The sequence below is a fragment of the Micromonospora sp. NBC_00389 genome (assembly GCF_036059255.1).
In the GTDB taxonomy this organism is placed as follows: Bacteria; Actinomycetota; Actinomycetes; order Mycobacteriales; family Micromonosporaceae; genus Micromonospora.
In genome coordinates this window covers 6,135,832-6,159,125 of the sequence record NZ_CP107947.1, presented here as the reverse complement: position 1 = coordinate 6,159,125, position 23,294 = coordinate 6,135,832, and the positions used below count along the sequence as shown (strand labels likewise).

The window sequence follows — 23,294 nt, the reverse complement described above, 5'->3', positions numbered from 1 at the left end:
ACTGGTGAGGCCATGTCGCCGTTCACGCCCACTCTCCGTCTCCACGACCGCTACGTACTGCACGAGCGGATCGGCCTTGGTGGCATGTCCGAGGTCTGGCGGGCCGACGACGAGGTCCTCGGCCGGCCGGTCGCCGTCAAGGTGCTCGCCGGGCAGCTCGCCGCCGACCCGCAACTGCGGGCCACCATCCAGCGCGAGGCCCGCGCGGCCGCCCGGCTGACCCACCCGCACGTGACCCAGGTGTACGACTACGGCGAGGCGACCCTGGCCGGCGGCGCGGTGGTGCCGTACCTGGTGATGGAGCTGGTCGACGGGCACAACCTGGCCGACCGGCTGCGGACCGGCCCGCTGCCCTGGCCGGAGGCGGTCCGGGTGGCCGGGCAGATCGCCGCGGCGCTGGCCGCCGCGCACCGCATCGGCGTGGTGCACCGCGACGTCAAGCCGGGCAACGTCATGCTCACCGACACCGGCGCCAAGGTGCTCGACTTCGGCATCGCTGCGCTCGGCGGGCCGCACCACCCGCTCGGCGGCCAGACCGGCGAGCCGCTGATGGGCACGCCTGCCTACTTCGCACCGGAGCGACTGGCCGCCGGCCCTCCGGACCCGGCCAGCGACGTGTACGCCCTCGGCGCGCTGCTCTACCGCACGCTCACCGGGTGGGCACCGCTGCCCGTGCAGAGCTGGGAGGACGCGCTGGAGGTGCACCGGCGGGGCACTCCGGTCCCGCCGCTGCGGGTGCCCGGCCTGCCAGCCGACATCGCCGAGCTGACCATCGCCTGCCTGGCCGCCGACCCGGCCCGCCGCCCGACCGCCGCACAGCTCGCCACCCGGTTCGGTGCCGGCCAGCCGGTCGAGCCGCCCACCGAGATGCTGCGCGTCCTGCCGTCAGCGCACTCGGCCCACCCGCCCACCCTGATCGACCGCTCGGCGGCCCGCCCCCACCCCACACCGGCTGACGCCCCGCCCCGCCGCCGCCGGTCACGACGACCCCTCGCTGTGCTGGCCACGGCCGGTCTCGCGGCGCTGGTCGGTCTCGGCGCGCTGCTCGCCCAGAGCGTCGGCTCGCCCGACTCGTCACAGGTCGCCGACTCACCGTCGACCACCGCCCCGGCACCGTCAACCACCAGCCAGTCGCCGACGCCGGCGGCACCATCCTCGCCGCCGGCCAGCAGCTCCGCGCCTCCGACCATCGGTCAGCAGGTGCCGGTCAGCCTGCGGCAGGTAACCACCGCGTTCGCCGCGGTGCTCGCTGAGGCGCAGGCCCGCGGCGAGATCGACCGGAGGACCGCCGAGGATCTGCGCGACGATCTGGAGGACCTCAGCCGCCGTTCGAAGGACCGCGCCAAGCACGTCACCGAGCTGCGGGAACGCATCGCCGAGTTGGTGGACCGGGACCGGCTGTCGGCGCGGACGGGCGCACAACTCGATGCCCTGCTCAGTCAGGCCAACGGCTTTTCCACCGGCCGTACGGACGACTGATACATCTACCAGCGCCGCTGGCATGATGGTCCGATGCGGACGCGGCTGATCTTCGTACGACATGGCGAGTCGATCCACCACGTCGAGGGGATCGTGGGCGGCCCGCACGGTTGCCGGGGCCTGACGGACCTGGGCCACGATCAGGCTCGCCAGTTGGCCCGGCGGCTCGCCGTGGACCTTGCCGCCGACAGACCAGCCGCCGTGTACTCGTCCGTGCTGCGCCGGGCCGTCCAGACCGCTCAGCCGATCGCCGCGGCGCTGGGCGTCAATCCGGTCGCGGACTGTGGTCTGTGCACCTGGCACACGCCGCCGTACGCCGACGGTCTGCCGATCAGCCGGTTCCAGGCCGACTACGCGGCGGAGGGTGGGGGCGTGTTCCGGCCGTTCGAGAAGGGCAACGAGAGCTGGGCCGAGTTGGTCGTCCGCGTCAGCCGCGCGATCATGGAGATCGCACAACGACACCGGGGTGCCACGGTGCTGCTGGTCGGACACACCGAGACCGTCGAAGGCGCGTTCCACGCGCTCGGCGCTCAGCCGCTCTACCGGGCGTTCGACCTGGGGGTGGCCGCAGCCTCGATCACCGAATGGACCACGGACGACGACACCGCCGGCTGGCCGCCGGCCCGCTGGACCCTGCGACGCTTCAGCGACACCGGGGGTGTGTGACAGCCGACGGCGGGCTAGAGCTTGATCCAGTACCGGCGCACCGCGCCGTGTTCGGTGTCCCGGATGTCCTCGAGGACACCGCCGTGGTGCTCGATCGTCCTCGCTGAGGCGACGTTGTCCACGGCGCAGGTGACGAGCACCTGATCCAGGCCGAGGGCCCGTGCCTCATCGAGCATCCGTCCCAGCGCCCAGGTGGCCAACCCACGCCGGCGCGAGAACGGCCGGATGCCGTAACCGATGTGGCCGGCGACCCGCAACAGGTAGTCGTCGAGCCCGTGCCGCAGCGCGATCCCACCGAGCACCTCGTCACCTTCGACGATCCATCGGTACGTGCACCGCACCTGTCCAGCGGCCAGCGGCTTCGCCGGGTCCGACTCGTCCGTGAGACGGCCCACCCAGGCAGCGAACTCGTCAGGCGAGCGCACCTCGTCGGACGGCCGCAGCCCGAAACCGTCCTCGTGGAGGCCGGGACCCCACTCGGCATGCGCCTTGAGCCAGGCGGCGTGCAGGCGGACGGTGGGAGCGATCAGCTCGGGCATGGGGCGACGGTATCCGCCCGGGTGGCGTACCGACACCGGAGCCGGTGGTGAAGTGTCACGTGCCCGTGCCGACTCCCGACGTGGCGAGGGCCTGGAGCGTTTCGGTGGTCGCCGAGTCGGCAGGGAAGAAGGCCTCGACGGCCAGCCCGGAGACGGTGACATCCAGCGGCGTGCCGAAGAGGGTGGTGGTGCTGAAGAAGGACATCTCCTGGTCGTTGTGGCGGTACCGGAGCGGGATGACGATGCGCGAAACCGCCTCGCTGATCGGTGCGCCGTGGCCGTTGCCGCCGGGGTAGCCGCGAAGCTCCTCGTGCAGGTCGTACAGGACCGGGTCGTTGGTTGTCACGGCCTGCTGCCGCAGCCGGTTGAGCAGGTGGGCGCGCCACTCGGGCAGGTTGAGGATTCGCGGGGCCATGCCGTCGGGGTGCAGGCTGAGCCGCAGCACGTTGATCGGTGGAGTCAGAAGGCGGGGCTCGGCGCCGGCGGTGAACAGGGCGACGGCAGGGTTGGCTTCGACGAGTTGCCAGTGCTGGTCGACGAGCAGCGCCGGGTACGGGCTGTGTCCGTCGAGGATCTGTCGTATGGCGGCACGTACCGGATCCAGTTCCGGATCGCTCAGCTCGTGGCTGGAGTAGGCGGGCGCGTAGCCGCCGGCGAGCAGCATCGTGTTGCGCTCAGCCAGCGGCATGTCGAGCTGCTCCGCCAGCCGCAGGATCAGCTCCGGGCTCGGACGAGATCGCCCGGTCTCCACGAAGCTCAGATGCCGGGCGGACACTCCCGCCTCGATCGACAGGTCGAGCTGACTCATCCCGCGAGTTCGGCGCCAGTCGCGCAGCAACTCCCCGACTGGTCGCCCGGGCCTGGTCATGGTCCTCACGCCCCGACCCTAGTGACCGCATCGGCGCACCGGCCATTACCTGCGACGTAATCGACAAGGCGCCAGGGCGCCGAGATCATTTCTTCCAGAGGCGACAACCCGCCCCATCCCTAGTGGGCAAGGAGAGATCCGTGGCTACCACCTTCGATGAGCTGGCCGAGCGGTATATCGCGATGTGGAATGAGAGCGATCCGGCGAGGCGGCGCCGGGACATCAACGACCTGTGGGCCCCCGAGGGCCGCTACGTCGACCCACTGGCCGTCGCCGAGGGCCGGGAGGCGATCGACGCGACGATCGCCGCGGTGCAGAACCAGTTCCCCGGCATGACATTCCGGTTGGCCGGACCGGTCGACGGCCACCACAACCAGGTCCGCTTCACCTGGGAGCTCGGGCCGGAAGGCGTCGAGGCACCGATCGTGGGCTTCGACGTCGCAACGACCGACGAGGACGGACGGCTGACCCAGGTCCTGGGTTTCCTGGACCGCGTCCCGACGGCGTAATTGACTCCCAGGGCCGACCACCCGTAACGAACGGAGAACCCATGACCGCGTACGCGCTTGCGCACCTGCGCAGAGCACCCATCCACGCCGACGTGTTGGAGTATCTGGAGCGTATCGATGCCACCCTCGCCCCCTTCGGTGGCCGGTTCATCGTCCACGGCGGCACCGTTGACGTGATGGAAGGCACCTGGCCGGGCGATGTGGTGATCATCGAATTTCCCGACCTGCCCACGGCTCGCTCCTGGTATCACTCCAGCAACTATCAGGAGATCAAGCCCTTGCGGACAAGGCACCTCGCCGGCGAGGCCATCCTGGTGGACGGAGTGGAGCCCAACCACAGCTCAGCGCAGATGGCCGCCGAACTCAGCCGAACGAAATGAGGGCACCGCGCTCGTCGAAACGGGCCGTGCCCGCCCACGCGAGCTCCCAGCGGTTGCCCTCCGGATCTGCGAAGTAGCCCGAGCGCCCACCCCAGGCCCGGTCGGTCGGCTCCGCGACCACGGTGGCGCCCGCCGCGACGGCCGTGGCGAAGGCCGCGTCGACGGCCTCGCGGCTGTCGACGTTGCAGGCCAGCGTGACGCCGGACCAGCCGCCCGCCGGATCTGCCACGCCGGGCGCCGCCTCGGCCGCCAGCTCGGGCAGCGGATAGAGCGCGAGCAGAACGCCGCCGAGCAGGAACGCCGACCAACCGTCGTCACTGGACGGCAGCTCGGGCCAGCCCAACGAACGGTAGAACGAGCGCAACGTGCCGATGTCGCGCGTGCCCAGCGTGACAACGGACAGTCGAGAAGGGAGCGTGCTCATGTGGCGATGATGCCCGGCCCGTACGACATCGGCCGGAGCCGCGCCGAGCGTCATCAGTTGGCGGGCGAGAATCAGCCGACCGTGACGGGATCGCCCTCCGCCACCCGGCCGGGACGGACCACCCGGGCGTACGCGCCGACGCACGGCTGCGGGCCCAGGCCCGGCAACGGCTCGATCCGGTTCAGCCGAGCCGGCACCCGCAGCGCCTCGGTCTCCCGTGGCAGCGGGCCGTGCGCCAGCGTCGGCACCGCGCAGCGCGGCGTCAGGGCGAGCACGGCGAGCACCAGGGCCGGGCCGATCCGCAGCTCCCGGCCCACCCAGGCGTTCTCGGCGAACGCGTCCCCGGACGTGTCGAGCACCAGGTTGGGTCGGTAGCGTTCCACCGTCCCAGCCTCGGGCGGCAGGTCGGCGGCGATCCGGTCCAGGGTTGCGGTGGTGACCAGATGGATCGGGGCGAAGTCGAAGAAGGTGCCGGGCGCGGCTGACCCGAGCCGGCTCTCGTCCGCCGGGACCTCGTCCGCCAATCCGGCGGCCAGCACCGCGTCCGGGTGGGAACGCAGCAGCGTGGCGTCGGCCGGTACGGCGTCGACCAGCGTCACCGAACGGCCCGCCGTCGCGGAGAGCACCACGTCGATGTCGGGCTCCGCGGTCGACAGGTGCCGGCCGTCGGGCAGGGTGATCCGCACCGCGTCGGGTGCCGTGCCGGCCGCCCGCAGGGTGAGCAGGGTGCGCCACCGGTGAGGTTGCTTGGCGCTGGCAACCCGACCGGTGGCCCGATCCAGCAGGGCCAGCGCGCGGTCACCCGCGACGCCGGTCTCGCCCACGTCGGCGGCCGGCAATCGCTCGCCCAGCAACGACTTCACCGGATAGCGCCGCAACTGCACCAGCCTCCCAGAGATCACCGGCCCACCCTAACCGCGTTCAGTCGAGGCTGGCGCGGAGCAGCTCACCCGGCTCCGTGCCCGTCCGGCCGTACACCTCGGCCTTCGGCGACCAGATGGCGGACCGACCGGCTGCTTCGGTGTAGCCGCCACCGGTCGACCCGGCGAAGCTCGCCATCGCCACCCAGACCCGGTGCGCGGTGGCGATCCGGTGCGCCCGCTGGTCCGACACGTCGGCGTCGCTCGCCGACTCCAGCACGCCCGCCGCGTACACGTCGATCCCGAGCGCGGCGGTCCGCGCCGCGTGCGCGGCGACGCCGGTGTCCTTGCAGATCGCCAGCCCCACCCGCCATCCGTCCACGTCGAGCACGGCCGGCGCGTCGCCCGGCCGGAACCGGCGGGCCTCCACGTCGCCCAGCCACATCTTCCGGTACGCCACCGTCACGCCAGCGCCGGTCACCGCCAGCATGGCGATGTGGTCACCGGCGACCGGCGCTCCGGCCAGGGCCAGCGCGCCCGTCTCGGCGCACGCCTCGACCAGCGGCGTCAGTCGGGGGTCGTCGACTGGCACGACCGGGGCGTTCAACTCGTACCCGGTCAGGGACAGTTCCGGAAAGAGCACCACCCGGGCGCGCGCCGCGCGGACTGCGGCGGCGTGCGTCCGCGCGTTCGCCGCGACGTCCCGGGGTACGCACAGTGGCTGCGCCACAGCGAACCGTAGCGGGGTGCGGTTTTCCACACCCCCGGGGCTGTGGTCGGGCTGCGCGGCCGGGTGGTCGACCCCATGGTCGGCTCTCAGGATCACTTCGTAGCGTGGGGGCATGATTCGAACGTCCCACGCCGTGCTCGCCACCGGAACCCCCATCGCTGAGGCCGGACCGCCCCAGGATGGCTTGGTCGGCTACGTCAGTGACCTGGTGGAACGGCTCGGCGGGCCGGGCGCCGGCCTGGCGGTGGCGCTGGAGAACCTGTTCCCGCCGATCCCCAGCGAGGTGATCCTGCCGCTGGCCGGGTTCGTCGCCGCGCAGGGCCGGATCAGTCTGATCGGTGCGATCTTCTGGACCACCCTGGGCTCGGTGGTGGGTGCGCTGGCGCTCTATCTGATCGGTGCGTCGCTGGGCCGGGACCGGATGCGCGCCATCGCGGCCCGGTTGCCGCTGCTGAAGCTCAGCGACGTGGACCGGACCGAGGCGTGGTTCCTCCGGCACGGCGTGAAGGCGGTCTTCTTCGGCCGGATGATCCCGATCTTCCGGAGCCTGATCTCCATCCCGGCCGGGGTCGAGCGGATGCCCGTCGGCACGTTCCTGCTCTACACCACGCTGGGCAGCCTGATCTGGAACACCACCTTCGTGCTCGCCGGCTACCTGCTCGGCGACAACTGGCACCTCGTCGAGGGGTATGTCGGCGTGTTCCAGAACGTGGTGATCGTGGCCGTCGTGGCGGCCGTCGCCTGGTTCGTCGGGTCTCGCGTGCTGCGGGCCCGTCGCGCCGCCCGCAACCCCGAGCCGGCCCCCCTCGACCACCAGGGGGCGGGGCACGGCGTGCCCGACCCGGGCGGTCGCGGCACTCTCTACCGCAGCGGCTCGTGGGCCTCGGACGAGCGCTAGACCGGCAGTCGGGCGGGCGTCAGGTGGTCGTGGGGGAGCGTCGGTCCGGCCGGTGGTGGCGTCGGCTCCGGCAGTCGGGCGGGCGGCAGGTAATGGCGGGCGAGCGTCGGACCGGCCGGTGGTGGCACCGCCTTCGGCTGCCGGTCGGCGTCGCCGCCGGGACCGCGACCGCCGCCGTCGAGCTGGTCTTCCTGGCCGTCGCGGCCGTCGCGCTCGCGGGGTCCGCGCTCGCGCCCCCGGCCGGCCGCCGGGCCGCTGGCCTGACGAAGCGGTACGCCGCACTGCTGGTGCGCGTGGAACGCCGCCGGCTGACGGGGCTGCTCGCCGCGGGTGAGCTGCCCGCACCGGTCGGCGCGGCGACCCGGCGGCAGGTCGGCTACCTCGCCGCCCGGCTGCTGCCCGGCGTGCTCGGCCTGTTGGCGTACGCCGTGCTGGGCGTCGGCGTGGTACTGGCCGCGATCGTGCTGCGTGCGGCGGTGCGCGGCGAGCTGACCCCCCTCGACGCGCTGGCGCAGGTCGCCGTCGGAGGGGTGCTGCTGCTGCTCAACGTCCAGGCCATCGTCAGCGTCGCCGCGCTGGACATTCGGCTGGCCCAGCGGTTGCTCGGCCCGGGAAGCCGGGCGGAGCTGGCGGCGCGGGTCCGCGAGCTCACCACCAGTCGGGCCGGGGTTATCGACGCCGTTGACGCCGAGCGGCAGCGCATCGAGCGCGACCTGCACGATGGCCTCCAGCAGCGGCTGGTCCCCCTCGGCATGCTGCTCGGCCGGGCCCGACGCACCCGGGACGCCGACCGCTCCCGCGCGCTACTCGCCCAGGCACACGAGGACGTACAGCGGGCCGTCGAGGAGTTGCGCGAGGTGGCGTGGCGGGTCTACCCGTCGGCGCTGGACGGCAGCGACCTCGGCGAGGTGCTCGCCATGGTCGCCCGCCGCTCCGAGGTGCCGGTGCGAATCCGCTGCGAGCTGCCGGTCCGCCCCGAGCGGCAGACCGAGACGGTGCTGTACTTCGTGGCCTGCGAGGCGCTCACCAACGCCGCGAAGCACGCCGCCGCTACCGTGGTCACGGTCGAGATCGGGGTACGGGAAGGGATGGTCCGGATGCGCGTACACGACGATGGCGTGGGTGGCGCGGACCCGGCCGGGCGCGGGTTGTCCGGGCTGGCCCGGCGGGTCGCCGCGCTGGACGGCCGGCTGCGGGTGACCAGCCCGGTCGGCGGTCCGACCACCGTGCTCGCGGAGCTGCCGTGCGGGTAGTCCTCGCCGAAGACTCGACGCTGCTCAGGGAGGGCCTGGCGCGGCTACTCGCCGAGGAGGACCACGAGGTGGTCGCGGCGGTCGGCACCGCCGACGAGCTGGTCGAGGCGGTCGAACGGTCCTGTCCCGACGTGGTCGTCACCGACGTCCGGATGCCGCCCACGCACACCGACGACGGGCTACGCGCCGCGCTGGAAATCCGCCGGCGCTGGCCCAGCACCGCCGTCCTGGTGCTCTCCCAGTACGTGGAGCGGCGGTACGCCGGCCGGCTGCTCGCGGACCGCCCTGAGGGCGTCGGGTACCTGCTCAAGGACCGGGTCGCCCAGGTGGACGACTTCCTCGACGCACTGGACCGCGTCGCCGCCGGGGGCACCGCGCTCGACCCCGAGGTGGTCCGGCAGGTGGTCGCCGGCTCCGACCGGCCGGACCCGTTCGGTCGGCTGACCCCGCGCGAACGGGACGTGCTGCACGAGATGGCCCAGGGGCACACGAACGCCGCCATCGCCCAGCGTCTGCACGTGTCGCAGAGCGCGGTGGAGAAGCACGTCAACGCGATCTTCGACAAACTCGACCTCGCACACGTGACCGGCTACAGCCGCCGGATCCTCGCCGTGTTGCGCTACTTGGGCACCTGACGCGTCCGCCTACCGCTGCGGTGTGGGTGATCGACTCGGTGTCGGCGATGTCGCGGTATCCCGCCGCGGTGATGTCCCCATGTCGGCGATCTGGAGTCGATCACCGCCATGCACCCGTCTCGGGGGGTGTGGTTCTCGCGGCGTCCTGATGGCGCACGATCCCCCTGTGGCGCTCGGATGTCCGCTTACCGGCATCGGATCCTCGCCGTGTTGCGTTACCGGGGCACCTCACGCGCCCGCCTACCGGTGCGGCGTGGGTGATCGACTCGGTGTCGGCGATGTCGCGGTATCCCGGCGCGACGATGCCCCCATGTCGGTGATCTGGAGTTGACCATGGCCAGCCGGCCGCGTCTGGCGCCGGGGGCGGTGGTCGGGCGCGCGTCGAATGTCCGGCTGACGGTGGCCGAGCGCGTCGAATGTCCGGCTGACGGCGGGAGCGGTGGCCGATCGCGTCGAATGTCCGGCTGACGGCGGGAGCGGTGGCCGATCGCGTCGAATGTCCCGGCTGACGCCGGGAGCGGTGGGCGATCCGGGTGCCGAATGTCCGGTATCCGGGGTCTCTGGCGTGTGACCGGCTGCACGCGTCGGCCGGAATGGGGGCCGGCCCGGGGTCGTTACATACCCTGACGATCGCAGTACCACGGCCCGCCGCCCCACCCCCCGGGGTTGGAATGCCAGGCCCGGCCCGGTCGTTTCAGATCCCCGAACGACCGCACCAGGCACCTGCTCGACCCGGTGCCAATGCCGGAATGACCCCGGCCCGCCGGTCGTTACAGATCCCCTGAACGACCGCCCCCGCGCCCCGCTCGACAGGGTGCCGGCGGATGGGCCAGGCCCGGAATGATGTCGGCCCGGCGGTCGTTACACACAGACCCGGCGCCACGAGCCCCTGCCCGTTGGCCGCCGAAAAGACTTCCCCCCTTCTTGTTGTTAGCGCCGGACGAGGTGCTCGCACCCGTAACGCCGATCCCCCGGTCGGCTGGGTGTTTACCCCCGTGAAGGAGCTACCCCCATGAACACGATCATGCGTAAGAGTGTGCTGTCTGTTGCTGGTCTGGCCTTCGCCGGTGGTGTGTTCGCCGGTCCGATCGCCGCCCACGCCGCCACCCCCGTCGACACCAAGCCCGCCGCCGTGGCCGTGCAGTCGGTCTCGCCGCAGGGTGAGCAGTCCCGCATCGACTTGAACGGTGAGCAGACCGCCAACGTCAAGGCGATCATCGCCGCCACGAAGAAGGCCGGTCTGCCGGAGCGGGCCGCGGTCATCTCGATCGCGACGAGTCTGCAGGAGTCGAAGCTGGAGAACCTCGGCCACCTCGGCGACATGAACGACCACGACTCGCTGGGCCTGTTCCAGCAGCGGCCGAGCTCGGGTTGGGGTACGCCGGAGCAGATCACCGACCCTGAGTACTCGACCACCGCGTTCCTGAAGGGCCTGAAGCAGGTTGACGGGTGGCAGGACATGCCGCTGACCGACGCCGCGCAGACCGTGCAGGTGTCGGCCTACCCGGACGCCTACGCCCAGTGGGAGAAGCAGGCCACCGACCTGGTCGGCCAGTACTGGAACAACTGACCCACAACACCACAGCACCACCGCATGAACCGACCGCTGGCCGGCACCCCCAACCCGGGGTGCCGGCCAGCGGCATGTCCACGCCGAGATCTTGGACAGTTTCCGTTACCCGCTAACGGAAACTGTCCAAGATCTCGACCCGGCTGGTCGGGTGTCGCCCGGGGAACATCGCCGGCCGGAGGCTGGTTGTGGTCAGTGTCGGTGTGACTCAGTGTCCCCGGGCCTCACCTATATTGCCTTCGCGGAACACCGTTCGGCTGGAGCCGCGTCGTGCCACTCGCCGAGAGGCGACCTGCACACCGACACCAGCGCCGCCCCCGGCCCACCAGCCGGGGGCGGCGCTGTCTGTACCCACCCGCAGTGGCGGCACGTCGGTGCGCGTGCTGGCCCCACGCTCAGCGCGTCCGGCGGCACCACGCGCGGTGCGCGCCGAGCCCATGCGGGGTGTGCGCGCCGAGCCCATGCGGGGTGTGCGCGCCGAGCCCATGCGGGGTGCGCGCGCCGAGCCCATGCGGGGTGCGCGCGCCGAGCCCATGCGCGATGCGTCGGCGGTACCAAGATCGGTGCGCGTGCCGGCCCCATGCTCGGTGGCCGTGCCGGCACAATGCTGGGGTGACTGTCGCGCAAATCTGGTCCGAGCAGTCGGGTGTGCTGGTACTGCCCAGCGGGGCGACGGTGCGCGGGCGCCGTATCGGTGCGGTCGCCTCGCCCGCCGACTTCGCCCTGCTGTTGGCGCCCGGTCCGGCGCCGGACTGGCCGTACCGGCGGATCCGGTGGCCCGACTTCTGGCTACCGCTCGATCGGGCGGACGCCCTCGACGCCCTGCGGGCGGCGCTGCGGCGGGCACATGACGGTGAGCGTGTCGAGGTGGCCTGCCGGGGTGGGGTGGGGCGCACCGGTACGGCGTTGGCCGCGTTGGCGATCCTCGACGGCCTGCCGGCCGAGCGGGCGGTGCCGTGGGTCCGGGCGGGCTACCACCCGAAAGCGGTGGAGACGCCCTGGCAGCGGCGCTGGCTGCGCCGCGTCGCCTGACCACCACCGCCCGCTCTGCGGCCCGCCGCCGATCCGGCCCGCTCGTCGGGTGCGGCCCGCCGCCGGGTGCGGCCCGCCCGCCCTACCCCTTGGTGATCGCCGTCGGCTCCTTGACGTATTCGCGCAGGTGGTCGGCGGTGAGCGTGTCACCCCGGGCGACCAGTTCGGCCGGCGTGCCGGTGAAGACGATTCGCCCGCCGTCGTGCCCGGCGCCCGGGCCCAGGTCGATGAGCCAGTCCGCGTGGGCCATGACCGCCTGGTGATGCTCGATGACGATCACGGTGTTGCCGGCGTCGACCATCCGGTCCAGCAGGGCCAGCAGTTGGTCCACGTCGGCCAGGTGCAGGCCGGTGGTCGGCTCGTCCAGCACGTACGTGCTGGTCTTCTCCGCCAGGTGGATGGCGAGCTTGAGTCGTTGCCGCTCCCCGCCGGAGAGGGTGGTCAGCGGCTGGCCGAGCTTGAGGTAGCCCAGCCCGACGTCGACCAGCCGACCGAGGATGAGGTGCGCCGGCCCGCTGGAGAAGAACGCGTGGGCCTCGGTGACCGGCATGGCCAGCACCTCGCTGATGTTCTTGCCCCGCAGCGTGTACGTGAGCACCTCGTCGGTGAATCGCCGTCCCTCGCACCGCTCGCAGACGCTCGCCACGCCGGCCATCATGGCCAGGTCCGTGTAGATCAGCCCGATCCCCTTGCAGGCCGGGCAGGCACCCTCGGAGTTGGCGCTGAACAGCGCCGCCTTGACCCCGTTGGCCTTGGCGAAGGCGGCGCGGATCGGGTCGAGCAGCCCGCTGTAGGTGGCCGGGTTGCTGCGTCGTGACCCGCGGATCGGGGACTGGTCCACGATCACTACCCCGGCCCGCCCGCGCAGCGACCCGTGGATCAGCGAGCTCTTGCCGGAGCCGGCGACTCCGGTGACCACGGTGAGTACCCCGAGCGGGATGTCCACGTCCACGTCGCGCAGGTTGTGCAGGTCGGCGTTGCGGATGGCGAGCTGCCCGCTCGGTTGGCGCACCTCGTCGCGCAGGGTCACCCGGTGGTCCAGGTGCCGACCGGTGAGTGTGTCGGAGCGGCGCAGGCTGGGGACGTCCCCGGTGAAGCAGATCCGGCCGCCGTCGGTGCCGGCGCCCGGCCCGAGGTCGACCACGTGGTCGGCGATCGCGATGGTCTCCGGCTTGTGTTCCACCACCAGCACGGTGTTGCCCTTGTCGCGCAGCCGCAGCAGCAGGTCGTTCATCCGGGCGATGTCGTGCGGGTGCAGCCCGACGGTCGGTTCGTCGAAGACGTACGTGACGTCGGAGAGGCTGGAGCCGAGGTGCCGGACCATTTTCACCCGCTGCGCCTCACCACCGGAGAGGGTCGCCGACTCGCGGTCCAGGCTGAGGTAGCCCAACCCGATCTCGACCAGTGAGTCCAGCAGATCGCGCAGGTTGGCGATCAGCGGCGCCACCGCCGGGTCGTCGACGCCCCGTACGAACGCGGCCAAGTCGCTGATCTGCATGGCCGAGCACTCGGCGAAGTTGCGCCCGGCGATCCGCGACGACAGGGCCGCCGCGTTGAGTCGGGTGCCGCCGCAGTCCGCGCAGGTGGTGAAGGTGACCGCCCGGTCGACGAAGGCGCGGATGTGCCCCTGCATCGAGTCGCGGTCCTTGGCCAGGTAGAGCCGCTTGACCTTGACCGCCAGACCCTCGTACGTCCAGTTGTTGCTGCCCATTTTGATCTTCGTGGAGGGCTTGTACAACAGGTCCTGCCACTGCTGTTCGGTGTAGTCCTGGAGTTTGGTGTCCGGGTCGAACAGACCGGACCCGACGATCGTCTGCCAGTACCAGGAGTCGACCGCGAAGTTGGGCACGGTGATCGCGCCGTCGTTGAGCGAGCGCTCGACGTCCACCAACTCGCTCACGTCGAGGTCGGAGACCCGGCCCAGCCCTTCGCAGGTCGGGCACATCCCCTCGGCCAGGTTGAAGCTGAACGCCCCGGCACCGCCCACCGACGGCTGGCCGAGCCGGCTGAAGACGATCCGGAGCATGGCGTACGCGTCGGTGGCGGTGCCCACGGTGGAGCGCGAGTTGACCCCCATCCGCTCCTGGTCGACCACGATGGCCGCACCGAGGTTGCGCAGCGAGTCGACGTCCGGCCGGTTGAGGTTCGGCATGAACGACTGGAGGAACGCGCTGTAGGTCTCGTTGATCAGGCGCTGGGACTCGGCGGCGATGGTGCCGAAGACGAGCGACGACTTGCCCGAGCCGGAGACACCGGTGAAGACGGTCAACCGGCGCTTGGGGATGTCGACCGAAACGCTGGCGAGGTTGTTCTCCCGCGCTCCGCGTACCTCGATCATGTCGTGGCTGTCGGCGACGGACCATGCTGGCTGCGACATGCGAACCCTTCACGAGATCGTGGCGGGGAAGGACCCCGCCGGGCTGACGGATTACATTGTCTCATTCATCCCCTTGTAGAGACTTTTGCCGAGATTCCACTGGTGACTACGCCGGAACGACCCGCAAAGTCTCAAATCACGTGGCAACCGGTACGGTGGCCGCCGTGGACTCCGCACCCAAGGACCGCCTGCGGGCGGTGGACCTGGCCGCCACCGCAGGGATCTCGGTGCAGCAGGTGCGCAACTACGTCGAGGTGGGCGTGCTGCCGCCAGTGCGGCGCACTGCGAGCGGCTATCGGATCTTCACGACCGAGCACGCGCGGGCGCTGACCGTGGCGCGGAGGCTCGCCGAGGGGCATGGCTGGAGCCGTACCCGGGAGATCATGGCGGCGGTGCACCGGGGTGACCTGCCGGCGGCCCTCGCGGCGCTCGACGGCGGCCACGCCGAGCTGGACCGGGAGCGCGCCGAGATCCGCCGGGTGCTCGGCGCTTTCGAGACCGTGCTGGCCAGCCCGTCGCAGGCCCGGCCGGTACCCCGCCGTGGCGCCCGCATCGGCGAGGTCGCCGCCCTGGTCGGGGTCCGGACCTCGCAACTGCGGCTGTGGGAGGAGCGCGGCCTGCTGCGACCGGTTCGCACGCCGGGCACCAGATACCGGGTGTACGACGAGGCCGAGCTGCGCGCCGCGCAGGTCGTCGCGCTGCTGCGCCGGGGCGCCTACCCGTTCGAGATCATCGGGGCGGTGCTGGGCGAGCTGCGCACCACCGGCAGCGCCCAGCGGGTCCGCGCCGAGCTGGCCCGCCGTGAGCAGGAACTGCACGCGCGCAGTCTGCGCCGGCTGCGGGGGAGTGCCGCGCTGCACGACTACCTGGGCGGTCGGGATGCCGCCGGATGGTCGGCCGGGTATCCGGTCCCGGCGGGGGATCTTGTTGGCTAGGGTCGGGCTCATGAAAGCTGCGCTGCTGACGGTCGCGGCGTCCGCCGTCCTGTTCGCTCCCGCGACGACCGCCGCCGCTCCCGCGACGACCGCTGCCGCTACGACCGCCCCCACGGGTTCTGCCCCCACGGGTTCCGCCGCCGCGACGACCGTGCGGTGCCCGACGGTGCCGGCGCCAGCGGTGTCCCGGCCGCCACGGCCCTCGCCCCCGCCCGCCGTGCCCGAGCAGCGGGTGGTCGGCGGAGTCGGACTGGCCACCAGCGGACTGGTCGTGCCGGCCGGCGCCGGCGCGCCACCGGCGGTCACCGCCACCTCGTGGCTGGTCGCCGACCTGGACACCGGCCAGGTGCTCGGTGGCTGCGGCCCGCACGAGTACGGCACCCCGGCCAGCGTGCAGAAGCTGCTGCTGGCGGCCACGATGCTGCCCCGGCTGGATCCGAAGCAGACAGTCACCGTCACCGCGGCGGACATGAACATCGAGCCCGGTTCGTCCGCCGTCGGCCTGGTCGAGGGCGGCCGGTACACCGTCGAGACCATCTGGCTCGGGTTGCTACTCAACTCGGGCAACGAGGCGGCCAACGCGCTGGCCCGGCTGGGCGGCGGGGCGGACGGCGCGGCCGGCGGAGTACGCGCCATGAACGAGCAGGCGCACCGGCTCGGCGCGCTCCAGACGCACGCGGTCACCCCCTCCGGGCTGGACGGCAAGGGGCAGTTCACCAGCGCGTACGACCTCGCGCTGATCGCCCGGGCCTGCTTCGCCGACCCGAACTTCCGCCGGTACGCGCTCACCGAGCAGGCGCAGATCCCGGCCCAGCCGGCGCAGCGCATCAAGGGTTTCCAGATCCAGAACGAGAACCAGCTCGTCTACCGGTACCCGGGCGCGCTCGGCGGCAAGACCGGCTTCACCGACCTGGCCCGGCACACATACGTCGGCGCGGCGCAACGCGGCGGGCGGCGGCTGGTGGTGACCCTGCTGGGCGCCGAGCCGGCGCCGAAGCGCGGTTGGGAGCAGGGCGCGGCCCTGTTGGACTGGGGCTTCACGCTGTCCCGCGATGCCGCGGTCGGCCGGCTGGTCGAGCCGGGCGAGCTGACCGCCACGCCGTCGGCCTCGCCGTCCGCGCTGGCTGCGCCCCGTGCGCCTCGACCGGCGGCGGCCAGCGGTCCGGTGCACGCCGGGTCGGGGTGGCTCTGGTCGGTGACCGCGCTGAGCGGCGCGGGGGTGCTGCTGCTGGGCGGGCTGTTGTGGCGGCACCGCCGTCGGCTGCCCTGACGGATCGACAACCGGCCCTGACGTCCATAGACTCCGGTCTTTCTGGCACCACGAGTCCAGGAGGATCCCTGTGTCGAGTGAACTCGAACCGCGGCCCGGCGTGGCGGCACCCCGCCGGTCGGTGCGCGCGCTGACCCGCCTCGCGGGGGTGACGGTGCTCGCCGGGGCGCTGGTCGTCGGCGCGTCCGCCACCGCCGTAGCCGCGCCGGGCGCGTCCGTCGACGCCGTGACCGCGTCCGCCGCGCCGCCAGCAGCCGCCGACGCCGCCACCCGCCCGCCGCGCACCACGCACGGCCCATGCGCGTACACCGAGACGCCCGACGAGCCGGCGGCCCGGCCGGTGCCACTGCCGCCCGACCCGCGGCGTACCCCGGACCGGGGCACCGTCCGGGTGACCCTCTCCACCAACCACGGGCCGATCGGGTTGACCCTGGACCGGGCAACCGCGCCGTGCACGGTGCAGAGCTTCCTGCACCTGGTCCGCAAGCGCTTCTACGACCGCACCATGTGCCACCGGCTGACCGCGTACCCGACGCTCAGCGTGTTGCAGTGCGGTGACCCCTCCGGCACGGGCGAGGGCGGCCCGGGATACCGGTACCGCGACGAACTGCCGACCGACCTGCCGCCGGCGCCCACCGACCCGACCGGCGAACGCAAGGTGTACGCCCGGGGCGTGCTGGCCATGGCCAACGCCGGGCCGGACACCAACGGCAGCCAGTTCTTCCTGGTCTACGCCAACTCCGCGCTGCGCCCCAACTACACGATCTTCGGGGAGATCGACGCGGCCGGGCTGGCCACCCTGGACCGGATCGCCGCCGGGGGAGTGGCGCCGACCGCCGAGGACCCGGCACCGGTCGACGGCGCACCCGCACTGCCGGTGGACATCCGCCGGGCCGTCCGCTCGCACCACCACCACTGACCGTGCTGGCGCGGTGGGCGGCTCCGGCTCGCTCACCGCGCCACCGCACCAGGGCGCGCCGGTCGCGCGCCGGCCACTAGCCGTCGTTGGGGCCGTAAGAAGCCGGAATTTTCGGGATCCGAACCGGAACCGCCGAACCAGCGTCCGACCCGATTCCGACCGTCACGACCGGTCGGGTGACCCGGTCGGCGCGGTGGCGGTGCTGTCCCGGACGACCAACTCGGTGGCGAGCTCCACCCGGGGCGAGTCGATACCCTCGCCCTGAGCCAGCCGCAGCACGGTCCGCGCCGCCAGTCGGCCCATCTCCACCAGCGGTTGACGCACGGTGGTCAGCGGCGGCGAAGCCCAGCGGGCCTCCGGCAGGTCGTCGAAGCCCACCACGCTGACGTCGTCCGGGACTCGCAACCCCCGACGCCGGATGGCCTCGTAGACCCCGAAGGCCATCTGGTCGCTGGCCGCGAAGATGGCCGTCGGCGGATCGGCGAGGTCGAGCAGCGCCGTGCCGGCGGCGAACCCGGAGGCGTGGTAGAAGTCGCCCGGGCAGACCAGGGCGTCGTCGACCGGCACCCCGGCCGCCTCCAAGCCGGCCCGGTAACCGTCGAGCCGAGCCCGGCTGCACAACAGGTGCGTGGGCCCGGCGACGAACCCGATCCGCCGGTGCCCGATCGAGAGCAGGTGCTCGGTCGCGGCGAGTCCGCCGGACCAGTTGGTGGCACCGATCGTCGGCACGTCCATGGCCGGCACGCCGGCCGGGTCGACGACCACCACCGGCACGTTGAGGCGGCGCAGCTGCGCGTGCAGCGGCGGGCTCAGGTGCGAGGTCACGAAGATGACGCCGTCGGTGGCCCGGGTACGCAGATTCTGCAACCACTGCCGGGCCGCGGTGGGCTGCCGGTGGATCGCGGAGACCACGGTGCCGACGCCGGCGCCGTGCCCGACGTCCTCCACCCCGCGAATGATCTCCACGGCCCAGGGGCTGTCCAGGTCGTTGAAGACCAGGTCGACGAGACCGGCGCGGCGGACGCTGCGGCTGTTGCGGCGCCGGTAGCCGTGGTGGCGCAGCAGCTCCTCGACCCGTTCCCGGGTGTCGGGTGCCACATCGGACCGACCGTTGAGCACCCGGGACACGGTCGGCACCGACACTCCGGCCTCCCGTGCGATCGCGGTGATGGTCACCCTGCGTCCGTCGTCCGCGTCCACCGCGTCTCCTTTGATCTTTCGGGGGCGGGCCGGACGCCGGCACCGGGATGCCCCGGAGCAGCGTGTCCGTCCCATCGGTCATCTTGCCGCACGGACCGAGGGCTGGCGACAGGGCGCATCGCCGCCGGTGTTCGGGAAGTTGCGGAGAATTCCCGGAAGTCCGGCTGATCGCCACGGGCGGGCGCGTCGCAGGGCCCGGCCTAGCACCCGTGACCTCGCCGCTCAGTCGCTCGCCGCACCGGCTGCCGACGGCGGCCGATCGGGCCCGGGGGAGGGCGTGTACGGGCCGCAGGAAGACCGGACGACCAGTTCGGTCGGCAGCCGGACGTGCGGGTCGCGTTCGACGCCGCCGACGAGGTCGATGAGCAGCCGCATCGCCACGGCGCCCATGCGCTGCAGGGGTTGCGAGATCGTGGTGAGCTGCGGGGTGACCAGCGCCGACTCAGGGATGTTGTCGAAGCCGATCACGGACAGGTCGTCGGGCACCGTGAGGCCCATGGTCCGGGCGACGTCCATCGTGGAGATCGCGGAGAGGTCGTTGCTGGCGAAGACGGCGGTCGGCCGGTCGGGCAGTGCCAGCAGTTCCGCGGCCGTGGCGGCGGCGCTCTCGACCCGGAAACCGCCGACGCGGACGAGTCGTTCGTCGACCGCGACGCCCGCGTCGGCCATGGCTCGGCGGAAGCCGGCCTCGCGAAGGCGCGCCGACTCGAGGTCGGGGCGACCGCTGATGTGGCCGATGCGGCGGTGGCCGAGCGACAGCAGGTAGTTGGTCGCGAGCACCGCGCCGGCGAAGTTGTCCGAGTCGACGGTGGGCAGCCCCGACGGGCCGGTGTGGGGGTCGACGGCCACGACATGGAAGCCCTGCTTGGTCTCGACCACCGTCGGCGTGACGATCACCGCCCCGTCGATGAGCGTCCCGGACAGGCGGGCCAGCGAGCGCCGCTCCCAGCCGACGGCCGTGCCGTCGCCGTCGCCGCCGGAGTAGGCCAGCAGTTGGTAGCCGGTGCCGGCGACCTCCTTCGACGCGCCCTTGAGCAGCTCGGTCGAGAACGGCTCGAACTCGGCGACCAGGATGCCCAGGACGTTCGTCCGGTGGCTGCGCAGGCTCTGCGCTCCCAGGCTGGCCTCGTAGCCGAGCTGGTGGATGACCTCCCGGACGCGCTCCACGGTCGCCTGCGCCACGCCGTAGCGACCGTTGACGACCTTCGACACGGTCGCCACCGAGACGCCGGCCGTACGGGCCACGTCCGACATCTTGACACGCTCAGGGAAGGTCACGCCGACGATGATAGTGGGCCACCTGGGACTCGTCGCGAGGGGTAGAAAACGTTATCGACAACGGTTGACACCCCGTTGCGTGACTGTAAAACTCGCCGCACCTAAGTACCGCCACTGCTAAGGCGTGTTTCAAAAGTGGAGTCTGATCGAAGTCACCGCGTGGCGGTGATCGACAGCTGAAGAGGTCTCCGGTAACTGGTTCTGCGACCAAGCAAGAACTTCATACCGGAGACCTCGTGCCCAGCGTAGCGGTGACGAGGCGGCATGACCTGACCGACGGGCAGTGGGCTGTTCTGGCTCCGTTGCTGCCTGCCGTGCCGAGGACGGGTCGTCCGCCGAAGTGGAAGAAACGACAGCTCATTGACGGGATCCGGTGGCGGATCCGGATCGGTGCCCCGTGGCGTGACGTCCCGTCCGAGTACGCGCCCTGGCCCACCGTCTACGGCCTGTTCCGCCGCTGGCAGCGTGACGGAACCTGGGACAAGATCCTGTCCGCGCTGCAAGCCGCTGGCGACGCGACCGGCCGGATCGGTTGGACGGTGAGCGTGGACTCGATGACCAGCCGCGCCCACCAGCACGCCGCCGGAGCCCGCACCGACGGGCATCTGCAGAAGGAGCCGCCCGGCGGGGTGCACGACGAGCCGGCCGATCACGCGTTGGGCCGATCGCGCGGCGGGCTGACCACCAAGACTCATCTGGCCTGCGAGCAGGGACAGAAGGTCCTCTCCCTGATCGTGACCGCCGGGCACCGTGGTGACAGCCCGCAGTTCATCCCCGTCCTGCGCCGCATCCATGTGACCCGCCTCGGCGTGGGTCGACCCCGCACCTGCCCCGACCTGGTCTTGGCCGACAAGGCCTACACCAGCCGCGGCAACCGCAGTCATCTGCGCTCACGCGGGATCCAGGCCTGCATCCCCAGCAAGACCGACCAGGACGCCCATCGCAAGGCCAAAGGCTCCAAGGGTGGCCGCCCACCCGCGTTCGACAAGGACCTCTACCGGCTACGCCACGCCGTGGAGAACGGCATCAACCGGCTCAAACGCCACCGCGGCGTCGCCACCCGCTACGACAAGCTGGCAGTCCGCTTCCAAGCCGTTCTCACCATCACGATCATCACCGAGTGGCTCTGACCGGCTTATGAAACACGCCTTAGTCGAGGAGACGTGTCGATGGCGATGAAGCACCGCGCGGGCGCCACCCTGGCGCTGTTAATGACGACCGCACTGCTCGTCGCCGGGTGTAACGGCAGCGACAGCGAGGCACCCGCCGAGAACGAGCTCTACAAGAACCCGGTGACCCTGACCTGGTGGCACAACGCCTCCCAGGACGGGCCTGGCAAGACCTACTGGGAGAAGGTCGCGAAGGACTTCTCCGCACTGCACCCGACCGTCACGGTCCAGATCGAGGCGATCGAGACCAACCAACTCCAGCGCACCCGGCTCCCCGCCGCGCTGCTGTCCAGCGACCCGCCGGACATCTTCCAGGCGTGGGGCGGCGGCGAGATGCGTGAGCAGGTGGAGGCCGACTACCTCAAGGACCTCACCGATCAGGTCAAGGACGAGGTCGCCAACATCGGCAGCGCGACCGAGATCTGGCAGGTGAACGGCAAGCAGTACGGCCTGCCGTACCGGATGGGGATTGAGGGCATCTGGTACAACAAGGACATGTTCGCGAAAGCGGGCATCACCGCTCCTCCGACCACTTTCGATGAGCTCAACCAGGCGGTCACGAAGCTCAAGGCCATCAACGTCATCCCGATCGCGCTGGGGGCCGGTGACAAGTGGCCCGCCGCGCACTGGTGGTACAACTTCGCGCTGCGTGCCTGCTCGGTCGACACGCTCAAGAAGGCGTCCGTCGACCTGGTCTTCGACGACCCGTGCTTCGTCAAGGCGGGCCAGGACCTGAAGACCTTCATCGGCACCAACCCGTTCCAGCCGAACTTCATTGCGACGCCGGGCCAGAACGACCCGACCAGCGCCAACGGGCTGGTCGCCAACGGCAAGGCCGCGATGGAGCTGATGGGCGACTGGAACAGGGGCACCCTGGAGACCGTCGCCGAGGATCCCGAAGCGCTCACGAAGTTCCTCGGCTGGTTCCCCGTGCCGGCGATCGCCGGCTCCGCCGGTGACCCGAAGGCGGCCCTCGGCGGCGGCGACGGGTTCGCCTGCGCCAAGAACGCCCCGGCCGAGTGCGTCGAGTTCCTCAAGTACATCGTGAGCCCCGAGGTGCAGAAGGGCTTCGCCGGGACCGGCACCGGCCTGCCCGTAGCCAAGGGTGCGGAGGCCGGCGTGGCCGACCCCGCCCTGAAGTCCATCCTGGAGGCCACCTCGGGTGCGACGTATGTGCAGCTCTGGCTGGACACGGCCTTCGGCAGCACCGTCGGCAACGCGATGAATGACGCGGTCATCGCCATTTTCGCGGGCAACGGCACCCCGGAGAAGGTCGTCGAGGCGATGAAGGCGGCCGCGAAGAAGTGACCTCCACCAACCCGACCCTGAGCCCCGCCGGCGGCGCGTCCGTGCCGCCGGCGGGCCCCCCGGCCACCCGACGCCCGTCGTCCCGCGCTGCCGAGACCAGACGCAAGTGGTACGAGATCATCGGGCTCACCACGCCGGCGGTCGCCGTCTACGTGATGTTCGTGCTGGTGCCGATGGGCTTCGCGGTCTACTACAGCCTCTTCCGCTGGCGCGGAGTCGGGCCGCCCACCGAGTTCGTCGGATTCAACAACTACATCCTCGCCTTCCAGGACCCGATCTTCCTGGACGCTCTTCGCAACAACGCCATCATCGTGTTCGGGTCGCTGCTGCTCCAGGGCCCCATCGCCCTGGCCGTGGCCCTGCTGCTCAACCGTCGCTTCCGCGGCCGCACCGTGTTCCGGCTCCTGGTGTTCGTGCCGTACGTCCTCGCCGAAGTCACCGTCGGCATCATGTGGAAGTTGATCCTCACCGGCGGCGGGACCATCGACGTGCTGCTGCGGCAGATCGGCCTGGGCAGCCTGGTGCAGGCGTGGCTCGCCGACCTCGACATCGTCATCTGGACGCTGCTGGTTGTCCTCACCTGGAAGTACGTCGGCTTCGCGATCATTCTCCTGCTCGCCGGACTGTCGAACGTGCCGCCCGAGCTGACCGAGGCCGCCGCGATCGACGGCGCGAGCTGGTGGCAGACCCAGCGCCACGTCACGCTCCCGCTGCTGGGCCCGACGATCCGGATCTGGATGTTCCTGTCGATGATCGGCTCGTTGCAGGTCTTCGACGTGATCTGGGTGACCTCGGTGCCCGCGGTCCGGTCGCTCGGCGCCTCGGCCACCATGGCGACGTACATGGTGGACAACGGCTTCTTCGCCCGGCTCTGGGGCTACGGCAACGCGGTGGCCGTGATCCTGTTCGTCATCTCCTTCATCGCGGCGCTGCTGTTCCAGCGCTTTCTCCTCCGTCGCGACATCGCCGGCGCCGTCACCGGAAGGAGGAACTGA

Annotated in this window: 23 protein-coding genes; 15 read left to right on the top strand and 8 right to left on the bottom strand. The window is 71.6% G+C overall.

Annotation, left to right across the window (positions count from 1 at the left end; genetic code table 11):
- The first annotated feature begins 12 nt into the window (after positions 1-12).
- Together OG470_RS29230 and OG470_RS29225 are read left to right on the top strand one after the other, a co-directional pair.
- Positions 13-1,479 (top strand): serine/threonine-protein kinase, encoded by a 1,467-nt coding sequence (locus OG470_RS29230; RefSeq protein WP_328417408.1) that lies wholly within the window; start codon positions 13-15, stop codon positions 1,477-1,479.
- Between the two features lie 33 nt (positions 1,480-1,512).
- On the top strand, positions 1,513-2,145 hold the full coding sequence (locus tag OG470_RS29225) for a histidine phosphatase family protein (RefSeq protein ID WP_328417406.1): 633 nt from the start codon (positions 1,513-1,515) through the stop codon (positions 2,143-2,145).
- Positions 2,146-2,159: 14 nt separating this feature from the next.
- Here the strand turns inward: OG470_RS29225 and OG470_RS29220 are convergent, their stop codons facing one another.
- Complete coding sequence (locus OG470_RS29220) at positions 2,160-2,684, bottom strand: GNAT family N-acetyltransferase (protein ID WP_328417404.1); 525 nt, start codon at positions 2,682-2,684, stop codon at positions 2,160-2,162.
- A 55-nt stretch (positions 2,685-2,739) separates the two neighbouring features.
- A complete protein-coding gene (locus OG470_RS29215; RefSeq protein ID WP_328426674.1) occupies positions 2,740-3,552 on the bottom strand; it encodes a helix-turn-helix domain-containing protein in 813 nt (270 codons plus the stop codon).
- A 140-nt stretch (positions 3,553-3,692) separates the two neighbouring features.
- On the opposite strand from OG470_RS29215, the gene OG470_RS29210 reads away from it, so the two are divergent.
- Both OG470_RS29210 and OG470_RS29205 read left to right on the top strand, forming a co-directional pair.
- Positions 3,693-4,061, top strand: coding sequence for a nuclear transport factor 2 family protein (locus OG470_RS29210; RefSeq protein WP_328417402.1), 369 nt, complete (start codon positions 3,693-3,695; stop codon positions 4,059-4,061).
- Between the two features lie 41 nt (positions 4,062-4,102).
- Entirely contained in the window at positions 4,103-4,441 is a 339-nt protein-coding gene (locus tag OG470_RS29205; RefSeq protein WP_328417400.1) for a DUF1330 domain-containing protein, read from the top strand.
- On the opposite strand, the gene OG470_RS29200 is transcribed toward OG470_RS29205, so the two are convergent.
- The 3 genes from OG470_RS29200 to OG470_RS29190 are packed head-to-tail and all read right to left on the bottom strand — an operon-like array spanning position 4,425 to position 6,485.
- Complete coding sequence (locus OG470_RS29200; protein WP_328417399.1) at positions 4,425-4,919, bottom strand: VOC family protein; 495 nt, start codon at positions 4,917-4,919, stop codon at positions 4,425-4,427. The two genes, OG470_RS29205 and OG470_RS29200, sit on opposite strands and share 17 nt — an antisense overlap.
- A gap of 17 nt (positions 4,920-4,936) precedes the next feature.
- Entirely contained in the window at positions 4,937-5,767 is an 831-nt protein-coding gene (locus OG470_RS29195; protein WP_328417398.1) for an MOSC domain-containing protein, read from the bottom strand.
- A gap of 19 nt (positions 5,768-5,786) precedes the next feature.
- A complete protein-coding gene (locus OG470_RS29190; RefSeq protein WP_442931220.1) occupies positions 5,787-6,485 on the bottom strand; it encodes a carbon-nitrogen hydrolase family protein in 699 nt (232 codons plus the stop codon).
- A gap of 82 nt (positions 6,486-6,567) precedes the next feature.
- Here OG470_RS29190 and OG470_RS29185 point away from each other — a divergent pair, with 82 nt between their 5' ends.
- From OG470_RS29185 to OG470_RS29165, 5 genes are all read left to right on the top strand, one after another.
- Positions 6,568-7,353, top strand: coding sequence for a DedA family protein (locus OG470_RS29185; protein ID WP_328417394.1), 786 nt, complete (start codon positions 6,568-6,570; stop codon positions 7,351-7,353).
- 92 nt (positions 7,354-7,445) lie between these two features.
- On the top strand, positions 7,446-8,606 hold the full coding sequence (locus tag OG470_RS29180; RefSeq protein WP_328417392.1) for a sensor histidine kinase: 1,161 nt from the start codon (positions 7,446-7,448) through the stop codon (positions 8,604-8,606).
- Positions 8,597-9,241 carry a response regulator transcription factor gene (locus OG470_RS29175; RefSeq protein ID WP_328417391.1) on the top strand — a complete coding sequence of 215 codons (645 nt, stop codon included), beginning with the start codon at positions 8,597-8,599 and terminating at the stop codon, positions 9,239-9,241. The genes OG470_RS29180 and OG470_RS29175 overlap by 10 nt, the downstream gene beginning before the upstream one ends.
- A 1,012-nt stretch (positions 9,242-10,253) precedes the next feature.
- Complete coding sequence (locus tag OG470_RS29170) at positions 10,254-10,811, top strand: hypothetical protein (RefSeq protein ID WP_328417389.1); 558 nt, start codon at positions 10,254-10,256, stop codon at positions 10,809-10,811.
- A gap of 612 nt (positions 10,812-11,423) precedes the next feature.
- Complete coding sequence (locus tag OG470_RS29165) at positions 11,424-11,843, top strand: protein-tyrosine phosphatase family protein (RefSeq protein WP_328417388.1); 420 nt, start codon at positions 11,424-11,426, stop codon at positions 11,841-11,843.
- Positions 11,844-11,925: 82 nt separating this feature from the next.
- Here OG470_RS29165 and OG470_RS29160 read toward each other — a convergent pair whose 3' ends face one another.
- Positions 11,926-14,220, bottom strand: a complete 2,295-nt coding sequence (locus OG470_RS29160; protein ID WP_328417386.1) for an excinuclease ABC subunit UvrA — start codon at positions 14,218-14,220, stop codon at positions 11,926-11,928.
- 164 nt (positions 14,221-14,384) lie between these two features.
- Here OG470_RS29160 and OG470_RS29155 point away from each other — a divergent pair, with 164 nt between their 5' ends.
- From OG470_RS29155 to OG470_RS29145, 3 genes are all read left to right on the top strand, one after another.
- Entirely contained in the window at positions 14,385-15,155 is a 771-nt protein-coding gene (locus OG470_RS29155; protein WP_328417384.1) for a MerR family transcriptional regulator, read from the top strand.
- Between the two features lie 10 nt (positions 15,156-15,165).
- A complete protein-coding gene (locus OG470_RS29150; RefSeq protein ID WP_328417382.1) occupies positions 15,166-16,425 on the top strand; it encodes a D-alanyl-D-alanine carboxypeptidase family protein in 1,260 nt (419 codons plus the stop codon).
- A gap of 70 nt (positions 16,426-16,495) precedes the next feature.
- Entirely contained in the window at positions 16,496-17,344 is an 849-nt protein-coding gene (locus tag OG470_RS29145) for a peptidylprolyl isomerase (RefSeq protein WP_328417380.1), read from the top strand.
- A gap of 162 nt (positions 17,345-17,506) precedes the next feature.
- On the opposite strand, the gene OG470_RS29140 is transcribed toward OG470_RS29145, so the two are convergent.
- Positions 17,507-18,544 carry a LacI family DNA-binding transcriptional regulator gene (locus OG470_RS29140; RefSeq protein ID WP_328417378.1) on the bottom strand — a complete coding sequence of 346 codons (1,038 nt, stop codon included), beginning with the start codon at positions 18,542-18,544 and terminating at the stop codon, positions 17,507-17,509.
- Positions 18,545-18,766: 222 nt separating this feature from the next.
- Positions 18,767-19,822 carry a LacI family DNA-binding transcriptional regulator gene (locus OG470_RS29135; RefSeq protein ID WP_328417376.1) on the bottom strand — a complete coding sequence of 352 codons (1,056 nt, stop codon included), beginning with the start codon at positions 19,820-19,822 and terminating at the stop codon, positions 18,767-18,769.
- Positions 19,823-20,073: 251 nt separating this feature from the next.
- Between OG470_RS29135 and OG470_RS29130 the strand changes: the two genes are divergently transcribed.
- Genes OG470_RS29130 through OG470_RS29120 form a run of 3 tightly spaced genes read left to right on the top strand, consistent with a single transcriptional unit; the run spans position 20,074 to position 23,294 of the window.
- Positions 20,074-20,952: an IS5 family transposase gene (locus OG470_RS29130; RefSeq protein WP_442930925.1), complete on the top strand. Its 879-nt coding sequence runs from the start codon at positions 20,074-20,076 to the stop codon at positions 20,950-20,952.
- Positions 20,953-20,991: 39 nt separating this feature from the next.
- Positions 20,992-22,299, top strand: coding sequence for an ABC transporter substrate-binding protein (locus tag OG470_RS29125; protein WP_328417374.1), 1,308 nt, complete (start codon positions 20,992-20,994; stop codon positions 22,297-22,299).
- Positions 22,296-23,294, top strand: a complete 999-nt coding sequence (locus OG470_RS29120; RefSeq protein WP_328417372.1) for a carbohydrate ABC transporter permease — start codon at positions 22,296-22,298, stop codon at positions 23,292-23,294. The genes OG470_RS29125 and OG470_RS29120 overlap by 4 nt, the downstream gene beginning before the upstream one ends.